Source organism: Bradyrhizobium sp. CSA207, from assembly GCF_029051685.1.
In the GTDB taxonomy this organism is placed as follows: Bacteria; Pseudomonadota; Alphaproteobacteria; order Rhizobiales; family Xanthobacteraceae; genus Bradyrhizobium.
Map to the genome: position 1 here is coordinate 29050 of NZ_JAACFT010000050.1, position 18848 is coordinate 47897.

Consider the following 18848-nt stretch of genomic DNA (forward strand, 5'->3'; position numbering starts at 1 on the left):
GAAATCCACGTGATACGGGTCGTTTACAATACGTGGGTTGGTCATCCTTTCGGAATGAGGTGAGCCACACGACGGGATTCGTCACGGTCGCTCTTCGACAAGCCCTCAATGACGCCGGCGCGATCCGCCGCGTTGCGGTTCTGGCTCATCTTCCGCGTGCCATCGAGCCGTGTAATTTGCAATCGCAGACCAACAATCCCCTTAAGCTCCGCTTTAATGAAATCGGCAGGGGCGTCCGAGACGGCCCAGCGGTCTTTGCCCGAGCGCTCATGCGCATCGGTCACTCGCGTGACCACCTCCAGCAGCCGATCGGCATCATCGAAGAATTCGACCGGCCCGTAGGCTGCACAGCGACATAGTTCCACGTCGGTACGGCCTCGCCTCTCTCGTGCTTCGTCACGTACCAGGAGGGGCTGATATAGGCCTGCGGCCCAGCGAAAATGGCCATCGCCTCGCCAGTCGGTGCCAGCTTCCACTGCGGATTCGCACGCGCCACGTGCGCGTAAATCGTGCCCATGGAGCCTTCGCTCTCGTCGAGTACTACGGGCAGCATGGTTCCAACGAGCCCCTCGTGAGTGGCGGTGACCAGTGTCGCCGAGCGCGCATCGCGCATCGTCCGATGAAGGTCGGCGATATCAACAACTTGGAAGGAGGGCGGCGTGTACATCGGCGAGGCTCCCCGGTCGCCCGACGGAAAGCCGGGCGACACATGATTTGAACTGGAGTACGCCTCATGCTGGATCACAGAAACAGCCAGTTTTGGCGGGTAGTGTCAGTCCTCCGCGCGCGCAAGCCCCTGGGGAACAGCCAACCTATGTGCGTCAGAGGTGCAGATCGGAGAGCGGCTTTGCAAGCTGGCCAGCGGTTGCCTTCGACGCGGCGTTTGCAGACGAATTCGGCTTTTGGTGGCGATCACTGCAGCACATGAGCAGCTTCAGCTCAGGGCTATGCGTGGGACGACCAGAATTGCGGCTGAGCCCTGCCGCATCACCTCGCCGCGCCACGACTCGCAGGTTGGTGGTGACTGGCTGTGCTAGATCCGCCCCCGGACTGGACGGACATATCAAAAACAAGGAGGTCGTAGCCATTCCGTCGGCGTGATGATTGCCGGTCTTGAAATCGATAAGGAGACATCCCCGTGTGTGTCCGGCACGCGGTGTATGGGGTCAGTCTCGCCCATCTATAGCCCAGATGAAGGGGCCTGACATCCGACGTGCAATCCAGGAGCTCGAGATCCCCCGCCTATCTGTCTCCCGCGCGATGCGAATGATCATGCACAACGCGTTCTGGTGCTGGTCGAAAATGCCGAAGCGCCGAAGCGCCTCCCGCCGGTTCAGCGAAACTTCACGAGTGACGGCCCATTCGCGCAGGCCAACGTGTTGTAGCCTTCAGTATTCTGGAATTGCCAAGCTTATCTCGATCAAACGGTCGCTTGTTCAATGGCTACCCAGATCCATCGCAGCTGGTACGAAGCCTGCGGCCGCACACTTCGGCTGTGGTGTAGCATGGCTCCGATATTCCGATCCTGCCTTATTGAGGACGATCTGATGGCATTAACGCCGCATGCTGATGGCCTATTCCAGTTCAGCATTTGGGTTCGAGAGTCCCGGTCCTCGGGCGGATTTTCCGGGTAACAGAGAGAGCATACGCCTATGAAGGACACGATGAAGTACATCACGCGTTCGTTGCGCGTGCTCGGCGGACTTGCTGTCGTCCTCGGCGTCTCTTCCGTGCTCGGATCGAACAATGTGCGATCCCAAGCCCTCAAAGGCTTTGGCGTTGGAGCGACGGGCGGTCTTGGAGGCGAGGTAGTTCAGGTCAGATCAACCAAAGCTCTGAAATATGAGTTGTGTCGTTCGTACAGCTTCGGGTACTGCAATGACAATAATCCGCGCGAGATCCAGGTAATCGGAACCATAGACTTTACCGGTACGGAAGGGCGGGGCGAGGGACAGGGTTGCCAATACGGCCGTGCTTGTTCGGCACCTTACAACCGTGAATCCCTTCTCCTTATGGACGGCAACGACGCGCATTGCGATGGCAAGGAGAAGACGTTGGTCGGCTTCGATACGGCCGGCAAGCGCCCGCTGGAAATTGGCTCAAACAAGACAGTGATCGGCGTTGGCCCGAGCGCTACAATCAAAGGAAAGGGACTGCGTCTGAATGGGGTCAGCAACGTCGTTATTCGCAACCTGACCATCAGTGATATCAATGAAGGCGTGATATTTGCCGGCGATGCTATTGCAATCGCACGAGCCGACCTGGTTTGGATCGACCACAACCGATTTCATAACATCGGGCGGCAGATGATTGCCGGCGGCTTTGGGCCTACGACGAATATTATGATTTCCTGGAACGACTTCGATGGCAGCGATACCTTTTCCTCCTATTGTAACGGGCAGCACTATTGGAATCTCCTGTTTCTTGGTGTCCCGCAGACGATCACCATCGCAAATAACTATTTCCATGAGATCTCGGGGCGGGCACCGCACATCGACGGGGCGCAGGCCATTATTCATCTCGTTAACAATTACTTCCACAACACGAATGCGCAACGGAGCGGCGGATTCTTCCATGCGGTGGATGCCGGATCATCTGTGCAAGCACTGATCGAGGGTAATTACTTTGACAATATTGAAACACCCGTAAAGACTGGTAGTGGACATATCTTTGGCATCTTAGGCAAATCCAGCGGGACCGTGCGGAACATCTGCCTTACCGTGCTCGCACGTCGGTGCATCGAGAACATCGCGACCCCAGTGCCGCGGATCAATGGCTTTCGCCTAGATGAAACCGTAATTCAGTCGTTTGGAGCTCTTCCAAGATCATCTATTCCTCCTCCATTTCGAGCGGATGATGTTCCGGCCATGATCACGGCCGGGGCAGGTCCCGGACACCTTGAGAGCCGGTGATGGCCCGTTCGCAGACGCGGCTCGAGACTTGGCCGATTGCCGCAAACAGTTGAGCGGAAGGCGCGTACTGGACGAGAACGGCACGCACGGCTGGCTGCCCGACGTTGCACGAGGACTGTATGGCCTTTCTCTTCGGGTGCCGAGCAGTACAATTCCTGTCGATTATGCGCCCTATGCCTTTCCCCGCCGACCCAGGCGCTCGTCTCAAAGTTTGCGTCCGGTTTTTGGCGGGTTCGGGTTGGAAAGAGGAGGGGAGGCGGCATCGAGTTCCTGGCAACTGTTCGAATTATCATCCGATCAGCTACCTGACGGACCTTCACAGCTCCGTTTTCCGACTGGCATGGTGCTTGCTCGAGAGTACCCGTAGCGCGAGGTTCGCCTTCGAAACCGAGTGACAATGCGCCCTCGTCCGCTTGAAGAATCCGCAACGCTTGGAAAAGTTCGCAATGAAAGAAACGGCTTCGACCGAGAGTGTCATTCCACCGACTGACGTCGTCAAGCGCGCCGCGCGCATCGGTGTTGAAATCAGAAATGTCAAGCTCTCGGGTGATTTACCGAGCCAAACCGTCGCTGCGATCAACAGCTTGCTGCTCGAACACAAGGTGATCTTCTTCCGCGATCAGGGTCATCTTGATGACGCGGAGCAGGAGCGCTTTGCTGCTTGTTTGGGAAGGCTGGTGCCGCATCCGACGCTCGGTACCATCAATGGAACGACCTCGATCATCGAGCTTGATTCCGCGCGCGGAGGTAGTCGGGCTGATGTATGGCACGCCGATGGAACGTTTCTCGCGGCCTATCCCAAACTTGCGGTGCTGCGAGCCGTTGTGATCCCATCGTCCGGTGGCGATACGATTTGGTCGAACGCTGTGGCCGCCTATCTGGATCTGCCGCGGCCGCTCCAACGGCTTGCCGACGAACTGTGGACTGTTCACAGCAACGCCTTCGACTACGCCGGGACCTGCCGTGTTCGCGAAATCGACCGGAAGCATTTTGATGAGGTCTTTACCAAAACAATCTATGAGACCGAGCATCCGGTGGTCCGTGTACATCCCGAGACCGGCGAGCGCGCGCTCCTGCTCGGCGATGTGGTGCAAAGGTTTATTGATATCCCAAAGCGCGACGGTCAGAGGCTGTTCGATTTATTCCAGTCCCATATCACGGCGCCCGAAAACACCGTGCGCTGGAGCTGGAAAGAAGGCGATGTCGCGATTTGGGATAACCGCGCAACGCAGCATTATGCGGTCAACGATTACGGTGACCAGCATCGCGTCGTTCATCGTGCCACAATCGATGGTGACGCGCCCGTCAGCGTCGACGGCCGATGCAGTGTAACGCGCCTCAAGACGACGAAGCACCCCTCCACGAGGGTTGCCTAGCCGGGCTCGGCAAATTCACCGGTGATGCACTGCTCTTTATCGCATGTTCGCGCGAATAGACTGTTTGCGAAGAGAAGTTCACCGAGCAGAACGCCACGCGCAACTGGATGGGAGGGGCTAACGCGCCGCGGACTCGGAAGGCGACCTCGTTGCTGAAGTGAGATGCTGAAAGCTCATCTCGACCCATCGGAAAATGATTCAGCACCGAGTGGCGCAGGTCATCCGGCCGCGGCGGGTTGATTTGCCGCGGAAGGGGAGTATGTTTCCGCCGACCTTGCGCATCGCCTTTAGGCCAGCGCCACAAGCGTGGGACAGAAATAGCGCGGTTGCCGTAGTTGGCTAGTTTCGGCATCTGTGTCTTGGTTCTCGCTTACCACGCCTCTTCGCGACGTGAACTAAGCTCCGAGGGCACGGTTTGAGCGTTGTCATGGCAGAGTACGAGCTTGGACGCGAGTCTGACGAGCAGCACGAGCAGGCATCGAAAGCAATGTCGCTGGCGCAAGATCAGCACTCGATTTGACTAAATGAGCATCGGAGATCATTCCGGCCGAGGGTATAGGTCTTGCGCAATATGACGTCGGCCGATCGCTCGTAGACGAAGCAGCAAAGGCTCTAACCTACCGTTCCCAACACATGCTACCTTGGACATCACGGCTCAATTTACGCGGTACCCGGGCTTCTCGCCAGGAGCACAGCCGATACCAAAATCGCCGTGATAAGTGGCTCCAAGCCCTTGAAATGGCGATGGTGATATCGGCTACATGGCGGTGAATTCACGCGCAGTCTTGAGGCCTTAGAAGAATACCGACGTAGATACCAATATATTCAGGGCGTGTCCCGTTTGCGGCGTGTAGGTAATGCTTGTCGGGTGATTGATGTACGTCAGTCCTACGGTTGTATATATTCCGGGCGCCAGATGCGCCGTATATAGTCCCGAAATGGCTGTGCTGTCGCGGTGCGCCAGCGGCTCTTTCGCCAGTGCAGCATCCACCGCGAAATGGCTCCAGATGGTGTTGTTGACAACAAGACTCATCTGGTCGGTGGGCCGGCTGTCAAACAGGCCTTTCGCGTAAAGGCGAAGCTCGTAGTACTGGCTAGCCCTATTTAGGTCAGGCGGAGCGTACATTGCAGAGAATCCGCCATAGATTCCGCGAGATGCCGAGCCGTGGATGGCAGACTGCCAGAATTGCCTGTCCGCAGCTACATAGTAGACGCTGTTCGCCTTGGCTGTCGGTTGCGTCGGATGCTGTAGGTCCGTGTAGCTGCTGTTATTAAACCCCGCGCCAGCCCGCAGCCAAGTCTCGGGTACCCCGGGAGTAGGCTTGTTCTTATAGCAAATTTCATCAAGCAAAAGAATGCCTGCGTCGCGCGTGCTCCAGTTCAACCCAGTGGGATTTTCGCTTACATGCGTATATTGACCGGCTGGACTGAGCGAGCGCTGGATTGAGAGCTTGTTATATAAGCGATCGTCAAAATTGTACTTCAGATTAAGGGCCGGCGTTGGCGCCCAATTGTTGCTCATGCCCGCTTGGAACAGCATCTTCGACGAGGGTCCAAAAAACTTTTCTCCGGCGCCCGCAAACTCATGTTGGTTCCTGAGGTAGCCCAGTTTGAGTTCGATCTTCCTGTCGAAGAACGTTTGATAGTAAGAAACTGCATTGAGTCCCAGTCGGTCTGGCCCGGCGCTCTTCCATGTCCAGTATTGATGCTCGGCTCCCACCACGATCTGACCGTCGGGAATTCCAAACCGAGTGAGGTCATAGGTCACGATCATAGAGTTGACCGTACTAAATGTTGGATTCTGACCGACATATTGCTGATTGGCGATGGTGCTTCTGGCGGCATTGCCGACTTCATTGTTGACAAACGTATTTAGGGTCCAGCCAGCAAATCCAATCCCGAGATCTGAAAGCTCGGATCTGACAGAAGCTGTATCCTGATCTATCGTGTCCGCAGGACCAGGAGCAGTGAACGCGGCACCTTTTTCGCGGAGGTTCTCGAATTTTGCGAATGGATTAATCTGCTTTTGAATTCTGCTCTTCGCAGTCTGCAGGGTACTGTCGCGCTTTGACGTAGCTGTTTTTGACAGGGAGCTCCCAGAAAGGCGCGCTGCTCCCTTGGGCCCGCTTCGGAATGTCATAGCCGGATCCGAAATTGTCCGGCTTCTTGCCTTGACGAGCTCATCGGGGCCGTGGCTTCTTGGGCCAGAGATCTCGCCAGTTGCTGCCGCCGAACTGCCCGCGAGACTAGCTATCACCGACAGGAGAATGCGCCCTCTCGGCTTCGCAATTGGTCCAGAAATGAGAGCGACTACGCCGGCCGGGTATGCCCACATGGATACCGGCGCTATAACGCAACGATGCATGGTGATTTCCGCGTCCGTCGATTCGTATAAAGTGCACTTCCACCTGACCGCCTAGAGCGGATGTCGAATCCTTGGCCCTCAAGGCGGTCTGGGCGGCGCTTGACACCAGGCGGGCGTCTTTATGCGAAAAAGACCCGCTCAGCCTTCCGCGCTATCACCACTACTGGCGCAGCTTGGCCAACTTGGTGGATACCTGGCGCGACACAACCCAGCCGCTCGATCGCTAATCGAATGCAGGCATCTTGGTATGAGCGTTCGCTAGCAAGAGATTGGCGGCCGACGCACGAAGCCCAGGTGACCTTGGGACAAATCCACTGGCAAAAGGAAAGGCAATGTTCTTGAACAGAGAGCAGCGCCAATAGCGGAGCTCGCAGAACAACACGCCGGATCCAAGAAACGCCGCTCGCAGCTTGGTCGATGGGATGAAGCACAGGCGGGCAGAAGGGGCTAACATCTTTTGAGGCACGTAAGCTCGCTGACGCCGCCACAAGGCCTTGATTGGCTCTCATCGGAAGATGGAGAGCGCGATTGGGGACGTTTTGATACCTGCGGACAACGAGACAGAACATCTATCAGCTCCATTGGATCTACGAGATCTATATCGCGTCGCGACTTCTTCCCTGATGTGGCCCGAGCGAGTTTCACCGGCACTGACTGGCATGTGTCCGTCATCTCCATCAATTGCTAGGTTTGGTAGTTGACCGGGCGGGAGGTCGGCTGTCGCTGCGCGAATCGCAGGTATTGTGCCGGTCGGCGCGAGGCCGTCCCGGCGTTCACGGAGGACCGGTATGGCAACGTCGACGGGTGCAATCGATCGAGGTTGCGCGAAGCTCTTAGGGGGAACGATCTTTTCGCGGGCCGTGTCGCGCCGGCGCTGGTCGTTTTGTGCTCCGTGGTCTACTGGCGTGGACGAGTGGCTGCTCTGGATTGCACGCCTCAGCCCGTAGCGATCCGGTCGAGCGGCGATCATGCACATCGATAGGGGCCATCATGTCATCACGACGAATCGCTGCGGTTTACTGAGAGTACGCATCCAGCGTAACGGCGCGCTGATGGAGTATTCCGGCTGCTAACGCTTGAGCCGAGATCTTTGTACATCCGGACGAGCTCGATCAGGTTTTCGATAGCGAAGTCGCTGAACGCCGAGATGCCATCTTCCCCACGCCGTAGGCCGAGATGAGCCGTCCTCGATCTCCATTTCGTTGGTGATGTCCCGCAGCCAGTCGTCCTCCTGGTCGAGGTCCGCGGTCACACGGGCAATGGTGGTGATGTGATGAACCTTGGCGTGGCTATGCCGCGTTGCAGTCGGGGGCGTCAACTTCCCGGCAGCAATGCGTCCAGCTGTTTTCGCGGCTAGGGCCGGGGCGGCTCTCGTCGCACAGCTGCCCACGGCGTCTTGTACCAGTTTGGAGCTGTTTGTGATTGTACCAGGCGAGCGAAACTCGTTCGCCGGACTCCCTGGCGCGCACAGCGAAAGGTAATGCATTTCATCCGATTATCGCTCCTTGGCTGGTCTTAACAGAGCGGCGTGCCAAGATAAGCATCGAATGCGGCTGCCACAGCGCGAGTTAGAAAACGATGCTCCGGCCTCACGCGGATGAATCCCTTTTCCATTTGCACGATTCCATCCTCGGCGAGCATTGCCAAGCGTTCGCCTAAACCGAGGAAAGAGACCGGGTCAAATCCATGAGTAATGCAAATTGCCGGCACGTCGACCTCGAAATCGCACATTAGCCGCTCGATGATTGCGGCCCGGACGCGGTCTTCGAGGCTGAGACTGTAGCCCTTTGACGTCGCCAGACGGCCGGCTTTGATTTGGCCGCTGTAGGAACCGGCTGTAACTGCGTTCTGGACGTAACCGTCCCCAAGCCGACCGATGGCCGACGGGCCGAAGCCGATCACTTTATTGCAGGTGTCGGCCGAGTAACCCAGTGAGTTCCGCCGCAGGCGACCGGCTTTCTGCGCCAGCGCGAGCTCATCATCCGGCAAGGCGAAATGGTCGAGTCCGATTTGGCGGTACCCAGCTGCAATCAGTGCATTGGCCATCGCGGCGGCCTGTTCTGCACGGGCAGGGCTGTCTGGCAGCGCTGCCTCGTCGATCAGGCGCTGATTCTTCTTGAAGGAAGGAACGTGCGCGTAGCCGAATACCGCAAGCCGGTCTGGTCGCATGGCCACTGCCGTAGTCGCGGTCTGAACGCAGGACTGCACCGTCTGATTTGGCAGACCGTAGATGAGGTCGAAGTTGATGCGGATTATTCCATGCTGCCGCAACGTTTCGACGGCGCGCTCTGTTTGTGCCTCACTCTGGACGCGGTTGATCGACTTTTGAACAATTGGATCGAAGCTCTGGACGCCGAGACTTGCGCGGTTCACGCCGGCAGCTGCTAACCCTTCGGATGTGGCGAGCGTGAACGTGCGCGGGTCGATCTCAACGGCGATGGCGGCCGTTTTCGAAAGCGCAAAGCGGCGGCGCAGAAATTCCATCAGGCGCCGGAACTCCGCTGCCTCGATGAGGGTCGGCGTTCCACCGCCGAAGTGCACGTCGCTCACAGGCAGCGGTTGCGGCACCTGCGCCGCGACCAAATCGATCTCCTTACGAAGAACCGTCAAAAACTCTAGGATGGGTGAATCCCGGCGAGTGATGCTTCGAGCGAAGCCGCAATACCAGCAAATCGATCGACAGAACGGAATGTGGAAATAGAGCGACACCGAGTCATTAACCGGCAGGCGCTGCAGCCTTTCTCAGAGGCTTCGGCGCCGACCTCTGTGGAGAACTCGGCTACAGTTGGATAGATGGTGTACCAAGGAAGGCGAGCATCGCAATACTTGTCTAGAATCGAAGTCTGCAACGATTGTTATCCCATGTTTACGAAATTTGTGGTCGCAAGCGAATTCTTTTGCATTCCTTTGTTTGCCGACAGTAATCAGGAGTGCCGCTAGGCAATTGGGAGCTTGCGTGACGGCGGATCTGCTGACGAAAGACGCTGTTGGATGGCAAGGCGTTCCTCGCGAAGACAGAGAACAACTGCTGCAGGCGCGATACTCGAATCAACACGGCCACGACGAGGCCCCATATTCAACTCCGCTTCGGTAATCTCCAATGTTCGCCAAGAGACATCCACCAGGGCCGTTGGCTGCTAGAGCTCGAACTGCCTCACGACCTGACTCGTGCGAGGTTCATTGACCAAGATTCATTGACCAAGATTCATTACCCCGTACTCTTCATCAACTCACAAGGTTGGTAGTTGACTTCTGCGTGGCTATTCTCCATCGACCCAGGGATCCTGCGCCGGTTCAGGGCCGTCCAAGCACGTAGTCGAACTTCACCAATGCGAGCATTGTCGCAGGGCCTCGTTCATGGGTCCCGCGGAGCGAGAAACCCCTTCATGCGCCCATTGCTCGGCGGAAGTGTCGCTAGGAGCGAAACGTTGCTTATCGTTGCGGCCGACTCGATTCGGCACGGGGCGAATAAATGGTTATAGGGATGTTCGTCGTAGATTGCGCCAAAATGCTCCGCCTCCGATCAACACGACAACTATTGCTTTGTGCGCGCACTATGATGTAGGAGCGCCCGCGTGCAACGACTCTCGCGTCGCGTGGCTCGCTCAGCCGCATAGGAGGTAAGACCAAACGATCTTTAAGAGTGGCGGATGGCGTATTGTCGATCGTCGGGCGGCACCACGGCTGTTGCAGTGTTCTCGAGTGGAGTGGAAAAGCTAATGAGCCGGGTCGGCGAGCGAGAAGTGATGGATGCAATTGAACAGCGGGCCGCTTTAGACTTGCCGCCGATTTTGCGCAGATCGTCAAGGAACCTAGGGTGGGTGGTGGGCGTCTTCGTGTGTCTGTGCACTGCAGCAGTCTACTTTTTGACCGACGTCAGACGATATCTCGAGAGCTCGGCAGTTCGTGAAGCCGCTCCAACGCTAAGCATGTCGCCCGACGACAGGGCGGTTCTATCGGAGATTCTATCGGGAGAACAGAAGGCGAGCGATGGAATAGCGGAGCTCAACCGCAGCATCACAGCACAGCAGGCTGACTTAAAACGAATTTCCGATCAAATTGCAGCACTGACCTCACGAATCGACTCGTTGCCAAATCTCGTGCTCACCGCTTCACGTCCTTCCGTTCCCTCCCCGCCGTCAGCTCAAGCCGATCCGAAGCTGGCGAGGAAACTCGCGCCTCCGCCTAAGCCACAAGGACCGATCTCCGTCGGAGGGGCGCCACTGGTCTCACCCCCGGGCACGGACGAACCTCGATGATTTCCCGCGTGCTCAGTCCAAGTCAGCTCTCCACACGTCGGTAGCAGATATTGGAGCTGCCTGACGGTCAAGCGGCCTCACCTGAGCTCGTGTAGTTCGTCGGGCACGGCGTGTGCCGAATCTTCCAAGCACCGACGCAAATCAGCACGCGGGGCGCTTGCCCGAAAACGCATAGCCGAAAACGAGGCTCAACAAGCAGAACGCTTTCTTCTTCTAGTTCAGTGCATCCAGCTTCTTGAGATTGGAAGACTTGACCTACGATTGAGCCTTCCCGCCGCGAACGTTCTACTCGAGTCTTTCGGACGCAATGGCGACCTGCCGCCATCAACGTCGGCCCTCGCTTCGGGGCGGGTCTAATCTTGGGTTTTGCTGTTGGTGGCTTGTGACCTCGAGTGAGGCCCAACCGCGTTAGCCTGCCGCAAACTGCGTTGCGACTGCACTCGAGATGACGCGCGATCTGCGCGGCACTTTGTCCCGCGGCCCAGAGCTTTTCCAACTCTGCCAATTCGCTTCTATTCCAGCGCATGGAAGCTACTCTAATGCCAGCACCTCAGGTTAGTTTACCCTTCGTCCAGCTCGCGCACCACCGCCGGTGCGGTCTCGTGCTCCTGTTTCTCCTCCTCCTGTTAATTTATTGTACGAAAGCCCGCATCGCAGGCAGAAGGAAAAACGAGTCCATGGTGGACCACGATCTCTTCTTAGTCCCTACTGTGATAAGGGTTCCATCTGCTCCCGCAATGTAAGTAGTCGAGTGGCAACGGGGCGTACCTGCCCGAGAAAATGAGGATAAGCGGCTGGGTGCCATCGCGAGTACTTGCGTCTGTTACCACAAAAGCGAGTTCGCGCGCCTCCCAATCCTGATAGGGGAGCTTCGCTCGTGTTTCCGTTATTCTAGATGGACAGGGGCCGAGCCAAATTCCCCCTCACTTCGCCCGTAAGATGATTTCGGAGTTCTGACGATTGTGCGAGCTCTCGCGAGCCCGAGCCATGGACATGCGTCACACATTCTTACTGTACGACCCAAGCTCGTTGTTTTTCGACTGAGCTTGCATGCGAACTCTAAACAGCGCACCCTGCCGAGCAACCAAAATTGCACCCAATGTCCGCGAGACAATCATGACAGCCTTATCGGCAGAGAACGCTTGCGAGAAGGCTGATATCCTGCTGACCCGCCTTGATGTAAGCGAGCCTAAGCGCTTTCAGGATGATACCGTTTGGCCTTGTTTCGAGCGGCTGCGAAGGGAAGATCCCGTCCATTATTGCGAAGACAGCCCATACGGTCCATATTGGTCGATAACAAAGTATCGCGACATCATAGCCGTGGACTCAAATCACACAGTATTCTCGTCAGAGCGAAGCGTCACAATTGTCGACCCGCCGGAGAAGTACTGGACACCCAGTTTTATTAAGATGAGTCCTCCTGTCCATGCTCAACAGCGTAAGACTGTCAGTCCGATAACGGCATCGGAGAACCTGGCGAAGCTTGAAGGCTTGATCCGCTCGCGGGTTCAGAAGATCTTGGACGGTTTGCCGCGCAATGATACCTTCAACTGGGTCGACAGAGTCTCGATCGAGTTGACGACTCAAATGCTGGCCACGCTGTTCGATTTTCCATTTCAGGATCGACGGCTGCTGACCTACTGGTCGGACGTAGCCGCCTTGACCCCACAAATGGGCCACCAGATCGACAGCTGGGAAAAGCGAAAGGTGGTGCTGTCCGAGTGCCTGGACTATTTCACACGGCTTTGGAGCGAACGGGTGAATTCCGAGCCGCGGGCTGACCTGATCTCGATGATGGCGCATTCACCGGCGACCCGAAACATGGAGCCACGCGAGTTCCTGGGTAACCTCCTTTTGCTGATTGTTGGAGGTAACGATACTACGCGCAACTCAATTACCGGTGGCGTCTTGTTCATCAGTCAAAATCCGTCCGAACTGCGAAAACTCCGCGATGATGCTTCGCTAGTGCCCAGGGCGGTATCCGAGATTATACGATACCAAACGCCTATCGCGCACATGCGACGGACCGCTGTGGACGATTTCACGATAGGCCACAAGCAAATCAGGCAAGGCGATAAAGTTGTGATGTGGTATATCTCTGGCAACCGAGACGAGGAGGTCATTGCGAACCCCAACAGCTTCATCATTGATCGAGGAAATGTACGACAACATCTCTCTTTTGGATTTGGGATTCATCGTTGCGTGGGTAGGCATCTTGCAGAGCTGCAGCTGAAAATCCTGTGGGAGGAGATGCTGAACCGATCGCTGGAGGTAAAGGTGGTCGGCGAACCGGAGCGAGTTGAATCTAATTTTGTGCACGGTTATTCCGTACTGCCGGTGCAGATTCCAGGTTAGTCTCGGTTGCGAGCGACATTCAACACTGGTCGTGCAGAACCGGCGGTTCGGACCACGGCTTGTGGAGACCAGTCGTCCGGGTAAGTTCACCGGCGTTGCGTTACGGGCTTGTGGTTCTTTCGAAGATTGCGGACAGGGCCACAGCGTCGTTATCCCGTCGAGGACCTTGGCGGGCCGTTGCGATATTCATCACGCCGCCGATTGTCGCATCGTTGTTACCGGAGAGCTTGATGTGCGGCTCGCGTAACACCCCTCCAGCTCGACGGTCCAGAGAGTGGCTACCCTGGCGCACGCGGAGGCATTCCGGGCGAACCATCCCCCCGTCCACCAGTCGTCCGGCGCGAAGCCGGGCGGGGGCGCTCCAAGACCTAAGTTCGCAACTGCAGCAGCGCCGTTAAGTCCCGACACGCGGCGGTCTCGAGCAGGAGGGGAAGTCCCTCTGTCGTCGTGTTGTCGAACCATTTTTCAAGCTTGATCACATGATCCCAGCTGTCGCCGAAGTCATAGAGATAACGGATCGTCTTGGCGCCGGTCTCCTGAACGATATTGGAGAGCCGCGTCTTGCGGGCATCGATAGGCTGGGGGCCAAAATCACCGTCGGGATCAGGGATGCCCCAACGCTCTTCGCCAGCATGGAACTCGAAGAGGTGGCTATTTGTCCAGCCAAATGCCGCCTGAAGCGTCAAATGCAGCCGATCAAGGCGCAGGGTGACAGGTACGACAAGGCGACGCATCACTTCTGGTTTCACGTCCTTGAGGGTCACTCTGATCCGGACAGCGGTCGTGTTGAGGCTCATGCTGCCAACCTTGGGTCGTGTGCATGCATCGTGTAGGTCGACGACCACGGAAGCAGTTCGTCCAGTCGCGCCGCAGGCCAGCCATTGACGAGCTTAGAGAGGACGTCGGAGAGCCAGCGCTCTGCACTGACGCCATTAAGCTTACAGGTCTCGATTAACGAAGCTAGTACTCCCCAACTCTCGGCCCCCTCGTCACAGCCGGCAAACAGGGAGTTCTTGGCGTTGAGCTTGATCGGCCGCATCGCACGCTCGACCGCATTCGTGTCCATCTCGATGCGCCCGTCATCAAGGTAGAGCGTCAGGCCGTCCCAATGACGCAGCGCATAACGCAAAGCCTTCGCCGTGTCGCTCTTCTGTGCAAGGTGATCAAGCTTTGCCTCAAACCACTGCTTCAAGGCTGCAGCCAGAGGCCGGGCATGCGCTTGTCGGCCCGCGCGACGCTCGGCATCAGATCGGCCGCGGAGTGCTTTCTCGACCGCGTAGAGTTGGGCGATGCGCTCGAGGGCCTCGCGGGCAACCGGAGCCGGCGCCGGCGAAGCCTCGCGTTCGATCTTCACAAACTGGCGCCGTAGATGCGACCAGCAGAAGGCGAGCGTGCCCGACAGCGCGTCCGCACGCGTCTCTCGGGTTATGGTCTGGTAAGCCTCATAGCCATCGCAGTGGATGATGCCACGATAGCCCTCAAGCAGCCGCAAGCCATGAACGGCGCCGCGGCCCGGTGCATAGGCGTAAACCACGCCAGGTGGGTCAGGTCCGGCCCAAGGCCTGTCATCGCGCGAGAGTGCCCAGAAGTAGCCGGTTTTGGTCCTGCCGCGCCCCGGATCCAACACCGGCGCCGGGGTCTCATCGACACAGAGCTTCGGGGACACGAGCAGCAGCTCGCGCAGACGATGCCACAAGGGCTTCAATTCCTGGGCGGCATAGCCGACCCAGAAGGCGAGCGTGGAACGGTCGATGGCGATACCGTGCGTCGCCAGCATCTGCGCCTGACGATAGAGCGGCAAATGCCAATGATACTTGGCGTCGATTACATGCGCGACGAGCCGCTCGGTGGGCAGTCCACCCTTGATCAATCGCTCGGGCGCGGCGTGCTGGAGGACCACGCCATGACAGGCGCGGCAGGCCAGCTTGGGCCGGCGGGTTACGATCACCCGGTACTGCACCGGAACGACGTCGAGCCTTTGGCTCTCATCGCTGCCAATCTCAACGAGATCGCCTTTGCAGGACGGGCAGCAGGTTTCAGCCGGCATCAGGGTTTCGACGATGCGCGGCAAATGCTCCGGCAGCTTGCCACGGTTGGCCCTGTGTTCGGCAGTTCTCTTCTCGCAGGTTCTGGGATTGGCGCGATCTTCGGCTGCTTCGAGAGCCGCGATGGCCTCTTCGATGTCCTTCAGAACAAGCTGAAGCTGATCAGCGTCCAGCTTTTCCGACGATCGACCGAACTGCGCATCTTTCGCAAGCTTGAGCAACCGCTCGAGCCTGGCGCAGCGATCCAGCAGAGCCGCGGCAAAGACACGCAGCTCGGCTGGATCGCTCGGCAGCTCATCAGGCAAATCACTCATTGGCCCGAGTCTGCCATGCTTCGCGCCTCGATGCAGCGAAGATTTTATATCCTTACGCGAGAGCTTTCGGCTGCGGGATTCGAGGCGCATGCATGCGTGTCCAATCCATGCCGGCCAGAAGCGCGGACAACTGCGCGGCATTCATTCGCATGACGCCGTCAACAACCGGCGGCCACTTGAAGGCGCTGCCCTCAAGCCGCTTCCAATACAGCACAAGGCCACTGCCATCCCAGACGACGATCTTCACCCGATCGGCGCGCTTTGCACGGAAGACCACTGCCACACCCTTCATCGGATCGTGGCCCAGCGTCTCCTTCGCCAAGAGCGCCAAGCCATCCGCACCCTTTCTGAAGTCCACAGGTTGGGTCGCAACGTAAATCGTGAGGCCCGCGGGTGGCATCAGCAATGAACGTGTCCGTCGCAGAGCCAATGAACACGTCACTTAGCACCGCAAGGCCAGGCGTCCCGCGTACCTCAACCCGTGCACCCTGGAACTCGACCGTAACAACAGCTGCTTCCGCCGATACGGAGGGCTCCGCAGCCGCGGGTGCGACGATTCCGACACCAAAGGCACAAACGATAAGGTATCCGCCGAAGCCGGCAGCACCAACTGGCCCAAACGCGCTCGCCGCCGCCAGTCATGCACCTGCTGGGGCCGGCAGCCATGGCGGCGGGCGACATCTGTGACAATCGCGCCCGGCTCGAAGCTTTCCGCGGCAATTTGTGCCTTCAAATCGTCCGGCCAGCGCTTTCGACCTGCACCAGTATACACTTCGATACGCGGCAACGGTCGTCTTATGTCGTCCGGATGGTCGTCCATTGTGAGCACCCTTGCAGAAGATGACTCTTCTAACGGTGCTCCCAAGACCGCGCACAAACAATCTGAACGGCCGCCGCGCTACGCTTACGGTGGACAGCATCAGCATCGGGCTGATCCTCCCGGACACCGTCTCATTCTGGCTCAGGGTTGCGCTCCCCAGCCGCCCTGCTCGCGGGCGGGGACGAGTTCATTAGCGTCACGGACCAGGTGCCTTTGTCGGCAAGCCATCAGCACCGCGATGGCGGCACTACGGGGTCGGGATACGAGGCCCTCGTCCCACGATGTTCTGACCGAGCTGCCCAACCGGACCGCCTCACGCTTCCCCAGCTGTTTAGTCCGGCGAAGTGCTCGTCAGCGACACCTGCGCTGGGGACATACCGACGAGTTCCTCGTAGCGGCGAGCATCGGTCGCGCCCTCGGTGTTGATCAGGAAGACCCGAGCATCTCGTCCAAGACCGACCTTGTCCCGCAGGGTCTGGTCGGAGGCTACCTGCAGTAAGCCGGCGAGACCAACACCACCACTTTCGCCTGAAACGACAGCAGGGTCGTCATCTCTGGGATTCGCAAGCCGCCTCATGACGCTGATCGCGTCCTCGTCGTCGACAGTCATAAAGGCATCCGCTGTGCGCGAAAGAATGCGCCAGGCGACGAGCGAGGGTTCGTAGCATTCGAGCATCGCCATCACGGTCGACTGCCCATGATCGACTTTCACAGCGCGCCCAGCCCGAGCGCTTTCAAAGAGACACGCTGCGCGCGCGGGGTCTACAACCGTGAAAAACGGGCGGTTCTTGCCGAGCAGAACTGAAAGATGCCCCGCGACGGCTGCAGCAATACCGCCGACCCCTGCTTGGACGAACACATGGGTCGGGGCTCGGGGCAACTGGCGCAGTGCTTCGCTTACCAGGGCGGTATATCCCTGCATCACCAAGCCGGGGATGCGCTCGTAGCCCGGCCAGGATGTATCAGACACCGTGATCCAGCCGTTTTCCGCGGCAACTCGCGACGCCTCGTCGACGGAGTCGTCGTAGTTGCCATTGACTCGGACCATCTGGGCACCAAAGCGAGCGATCGCCGTGATGCGCTCGTCGCTGACACCTGAATGAACGAAGATGGCGCACTTTGCCCCAACGAGCTGAGCACCTTGCGCCACTGATCTGCCATGATTGCCGTCTGTGGCGCAAGATATCGTCATTTTCCGCGCTACGGCTTTCACTTCAGAAGTTCGCAGCTCTGACACATCAACGTCTCGGCCGAGTCGCCGCGTTGCTTCCTGCAGCACCAGCCGGATTACGGCATAGGAGCCGCCCAAAGCCTTGAAGCTGCCAAGACCGAGTCGATGACCCTCATCCTTGAGATGAATCGAGCCCACGCCGATCTCACGAGCGAGGCCTGCTAATGAAAGAAGCGGCGTTTCCTTATGACCTTCGCGATACCTGAGAAAGCGCTCGACTTCGCGAGCGGCCTCGACACTCAAGGTGTCCGCATCGGCGACATCCAGGATAGCTCGGTAATCGGGATGCCAGTTGAGAAGTAACATGGTTCGACTCTCTCCTGCCAGCAATGGCTCAATATCAACCCATTGTTCTCGAGCATAGCGTCGCATAGCGAGCGCAGGGTGGCCCCAAGTCCTGGCTCCAAAGCTCCTGAACGGCTGACCAGCAGCCTCGCTGCGCTGGCTCTCGACGCATTGAAGTGAGACTGAGCGACCGACAAAGTTGCCTAAAACGATGCTGTCGTCGCCCGCGCCTCACCGGAGCTCTTGAGCCTTTCCGGCTATCAGGTCAACGAGAAAAGCCAATAGGGATGGCAAGCTGGGGATGATGGATGTGATTGATGAAGCGAACGCCTCGGAGCTGCACCCGTCTTGCACAAATCCCCAAGACGTTTTTCTTGGGTTGTCGCGCTCGTGGCCGTCTCCATCAGTCTGTGCGCCGGGGAGCCAATTATTCGAGTGACATCGAAAGGGGTTTTGCGACGCCATCAGCGCGTGAACCTATCCCTCTGTTAGGCTTATCAACCTTAGGGCCCGTCCATAAATAACTCAGTCAATTCGTTTTGGAACGATGATGTTTTCGATGAGGTGAAATCGTATAGTTCCAGTCGCCATGGAACGAGTGGCGGGTGAGGTTGATGGCAGCCATCTGGAGATCGGAAACCTTGACGCCTTTGGGATATTTCTTTTCGTCCAGCTCGGCGCGCACCTTGAGGCCGGCATCTGTTGTCGTCGCGGCGATCAGCTGGACGATCGTGCGATAGCTACGCAGTGGCTTTCCCAGCCAGTTGATGGTGATGAAGGAGAAGAGACGATGCTCGATCTTGTTCCACTTGCTGGTGCCGGGCGGCAGGTGGCAAACCGTGATCGGCAACTTGAGCTCGTCCGCCAGTTTTTGAAGCTCGACCTT

The 18848-nt window shown here is 57.9% G+C and carries 10 protein-coding genes and 3 pseudogenes; 3 read left to right on the forward strand and 10 right to left on the reverse strand.

Annotated elements, in window-relative coordinates; all coding sequences use genetic code 11:
- Positions 1-41 precede the first annotated feature (41 nt).
- Positions 42-667 (reverse strand): annotated as a pseudogene (locus GWG65_RS36480) (FMN-binding negative transcriptional regulator).
- 997 nt (positions 668-1664) lie between these two features.
- Here GWG65_RS36480 and GWG65_RS36485 point away from each other — a divergent pair.
- A complete protein-coding gene (locus tag GWG65_RS36485; protein WP_275200272.1) occupies positions 1665-2912 on the forward strand; it encodes a right-handed parallel beta-helix repeat-containing protein in 1248 nt (415 codons plus the stop codon).
- A 446-nt stretch (positions 2913-3358) separates the two neighbouring features.
- Positions 3359-4288 (forward strand): TauD/TfdA family dioxygenase, encoded by a 930-nt coding sequence (locus GWG65_RS36490; RefSeq protein ID WP_275200273.1) that lies wholly within the window; start codon positions 3359-3361, stop codon positions 4286-4288.
- A 793-nt stretch (positions 4289-5081) separates the two neighbouring features.
- Here GWG65_RS36490 and GWG65_RS36495 read toward each other — a convergent pair.
- The 3 genes and pseudogenes from GWG65_RS36495 to GWG65_RS36505 all read right to left on the reverse strand — a co-directional run bounded on the left by GWG65_RS36495 (position 5082) and on the right by GWG65_RS36505 (position 11438).
- Complete coding sequence (locus GWG65_RS36495; protein WP_275200274.1) at positions 5082-6428, reverse strand: carbohydrate porin; 1347 nt, start codon at positions 6426-6428, stop codon at positions 5082-5084.
- 1740 nt (positions 6429-8168) lie between these two features.
- Positions 8169-9502: pseudogene (hemN, locus tag GWG65_RS36500) on the reverse strand (oxygen-independent coproporphyrinogen III oxidase).
- 1477 nt (positions 9503-10979) lie between these two features.
- Positions 10980-11438 (reverse strand): GcrA family cell cycle regulator, encoded by a 459-nt coding sequence (locus GWG65_RS36505; protein ID WP_275200275.1) that lies wholly within the window; start codon positions 11436-11438, stop codon positions 10980-10982.
- 590 nt (positions 11439-12028) lie between these two features.
- Here GWG65_RS36505 and GWG65_RS36510 point away from each other — a divergent pair.
- The gene (locus tag GWG65_RS36510; RefSeq protein ID WP_275200276.1) at positions 12029-13267 is read left to right on the forward strand and encodes a cytochrome P450; all 1239 of its coding nucleotides are present in this window, start codon (positions 12029-12031) and stop codon (positions 13265-13267) included.
- A 368-nt stretch (positions 13268-13635) separates the two neighbouring features.
- On the opposite strand, the gene GWG65_RS36515 is transcribed toward GWG65_RS36510, so the two are convergent.
- From GWG65_RS36515 to GWG65_RS36540, 6 genes and pseudogenes are all read right to left on the reverse strand, one after another.
- On the reverse strand, positions 13636-14064 hold the full coding sequence (locus tag GWG65_RS36515; protein ID WP_275200277.1) for a plasmid pRiA4b ORF-3 family protein: 429 nt from the start codon (positions 14062-14064) through the stop codon (positions 13636-13638).
- Positions 14061-15626 carry an IS66 family transposase gene (locus GWG65_RS36520; RefSeq protein WP_275200279.1) on the reverse strand — a complete coding sequence of 522 codons (1566 nt, stop codon included), beginning with the start codon at positions 15624-15626 and terminating at the stop codon, positions 14061-14063. Before GWG65_RS36520 ends, GWG65_RS36515 begins: the two co-directional genes overlap by 4 nt.
- 52 nt (positions 15627-15678) lie before the next feature.
- Positions 15679-16026, reverse strand: a complete 348-nt coding sequence (gene tnpB / locus GWG65_RS36525; RefSeq protein ID WP_275200280.1) for an IS66 family insertion sequence element accessory protein TnpB — start codon at positions 16024-16026, stop codon at positions 15679-15681.
- Positions 16027-16068: 42 nt separating this feature from the next.
- A complete protein-coding gene (locus GWG65_RS36530) occupies positions 16069-16446 on the reverse strand; it encodes a transposase (RefSeq protein ID WP_342760703.1) in 378 nt (125 codons plus the stop codon).
- A 331-nt stretch (positions 16447-16777) separates the two neighbouring features.
- Positions 16778-17983, reverse strand: a complete 1206-nt coding sequence (locus tag GWG65_RS36535) for a diaminopropionate ammonia-lyase (protein WP_275200278.1) — start codon at positions 17981-17983, stop codon at positions 16778-16780.
- A 508-nt stretch (positions 17984-18491) separates the two neighbouring features.
- Positions 18492-18848 (reverse strand): annotated as a pseudogene (locus tag GWG65_RS36540) (ISAzo13 family transposase); the annotation flags it as partial.

What these genes read in the sequence shown, in the direction of transcription:
- GWG65_RS36485 (WP_275200272.1), top strand. Translation starts at nt 1,665, where the DNA reads ATGAAGTACATCACGCGTTCGTTGCGCGTGCTCGGCGGACTTGCTGTC.
- GWG65_RS36490 (WP_275200273.1), top strand. Translation starts at nt 3,359, where the DNA reads ATGAAAGAAACGGCTTCGACCGAGAGTGTCATTCCACCGACTGACGTC.
- GWG65_RS36495 (WP_275200274.1), bottom strand. Translation starts at nt 6,428, where the DNA reads ATGACATTCCGAAGCGGGCCCAAGGGAGCAGCGCGCCTTTCTGGGAGC.
- GWG65_RS36505 (WP_275200275.1), bottom strand. Translation starts at nt 11,438, where the DNA reads ATGCGCTGGAATAGAAGCGAATTGGCAGAGTTGGAAAAGCTCTGGGCC.
- GWG65_RS36510 (WP_275200276.1), top strand. Translation starts at nt 12,029, where the DNA reads ATGACAGCCTTATCGGCAGAGAACGCTTGCGAGAAGGCTGATATCCTG.
- GWG65_RS36515 (WP_275200277.1), bottom strand. Translation starts at nt 14,064, where the DNA reads ATGAGCCTCAACACGACCGCTGTCCGGATCAGAGTGACCCTCAAGGAC.
- GWG65_RS36520 (WP_275200279.1), bottom strand. Translation starts at nt 15,626, where the DNA reads ATGAGTGATTTGCCTGATGAGCTGCCGAGCGATCCAGCCGAGCTGCGT.
- tnpB (WP_275200280.1), bottom strand. Translation starts at nt 16,026, where the DNA reads ATGCCACCCGCGGGCCTCACGATTTACGTTGCGACCCAACCTGTGGAC.
- GWG65_RS36530 (WP_342760703.1), bottom strand. Translation starts at nt 16,446, where the DNA reads ATGGACGACCATCCGGACGACATAAGACGACCGTTGCCGCGTATCGAA.
- GWG65_RS36535 (WP_275200278.1), bottom strand. Translation starts at nt 17,983, where the DNA reads ATGTTACTTCTCAACTGGCATCCCGATTACCGAGCTATCCTGGATGTC.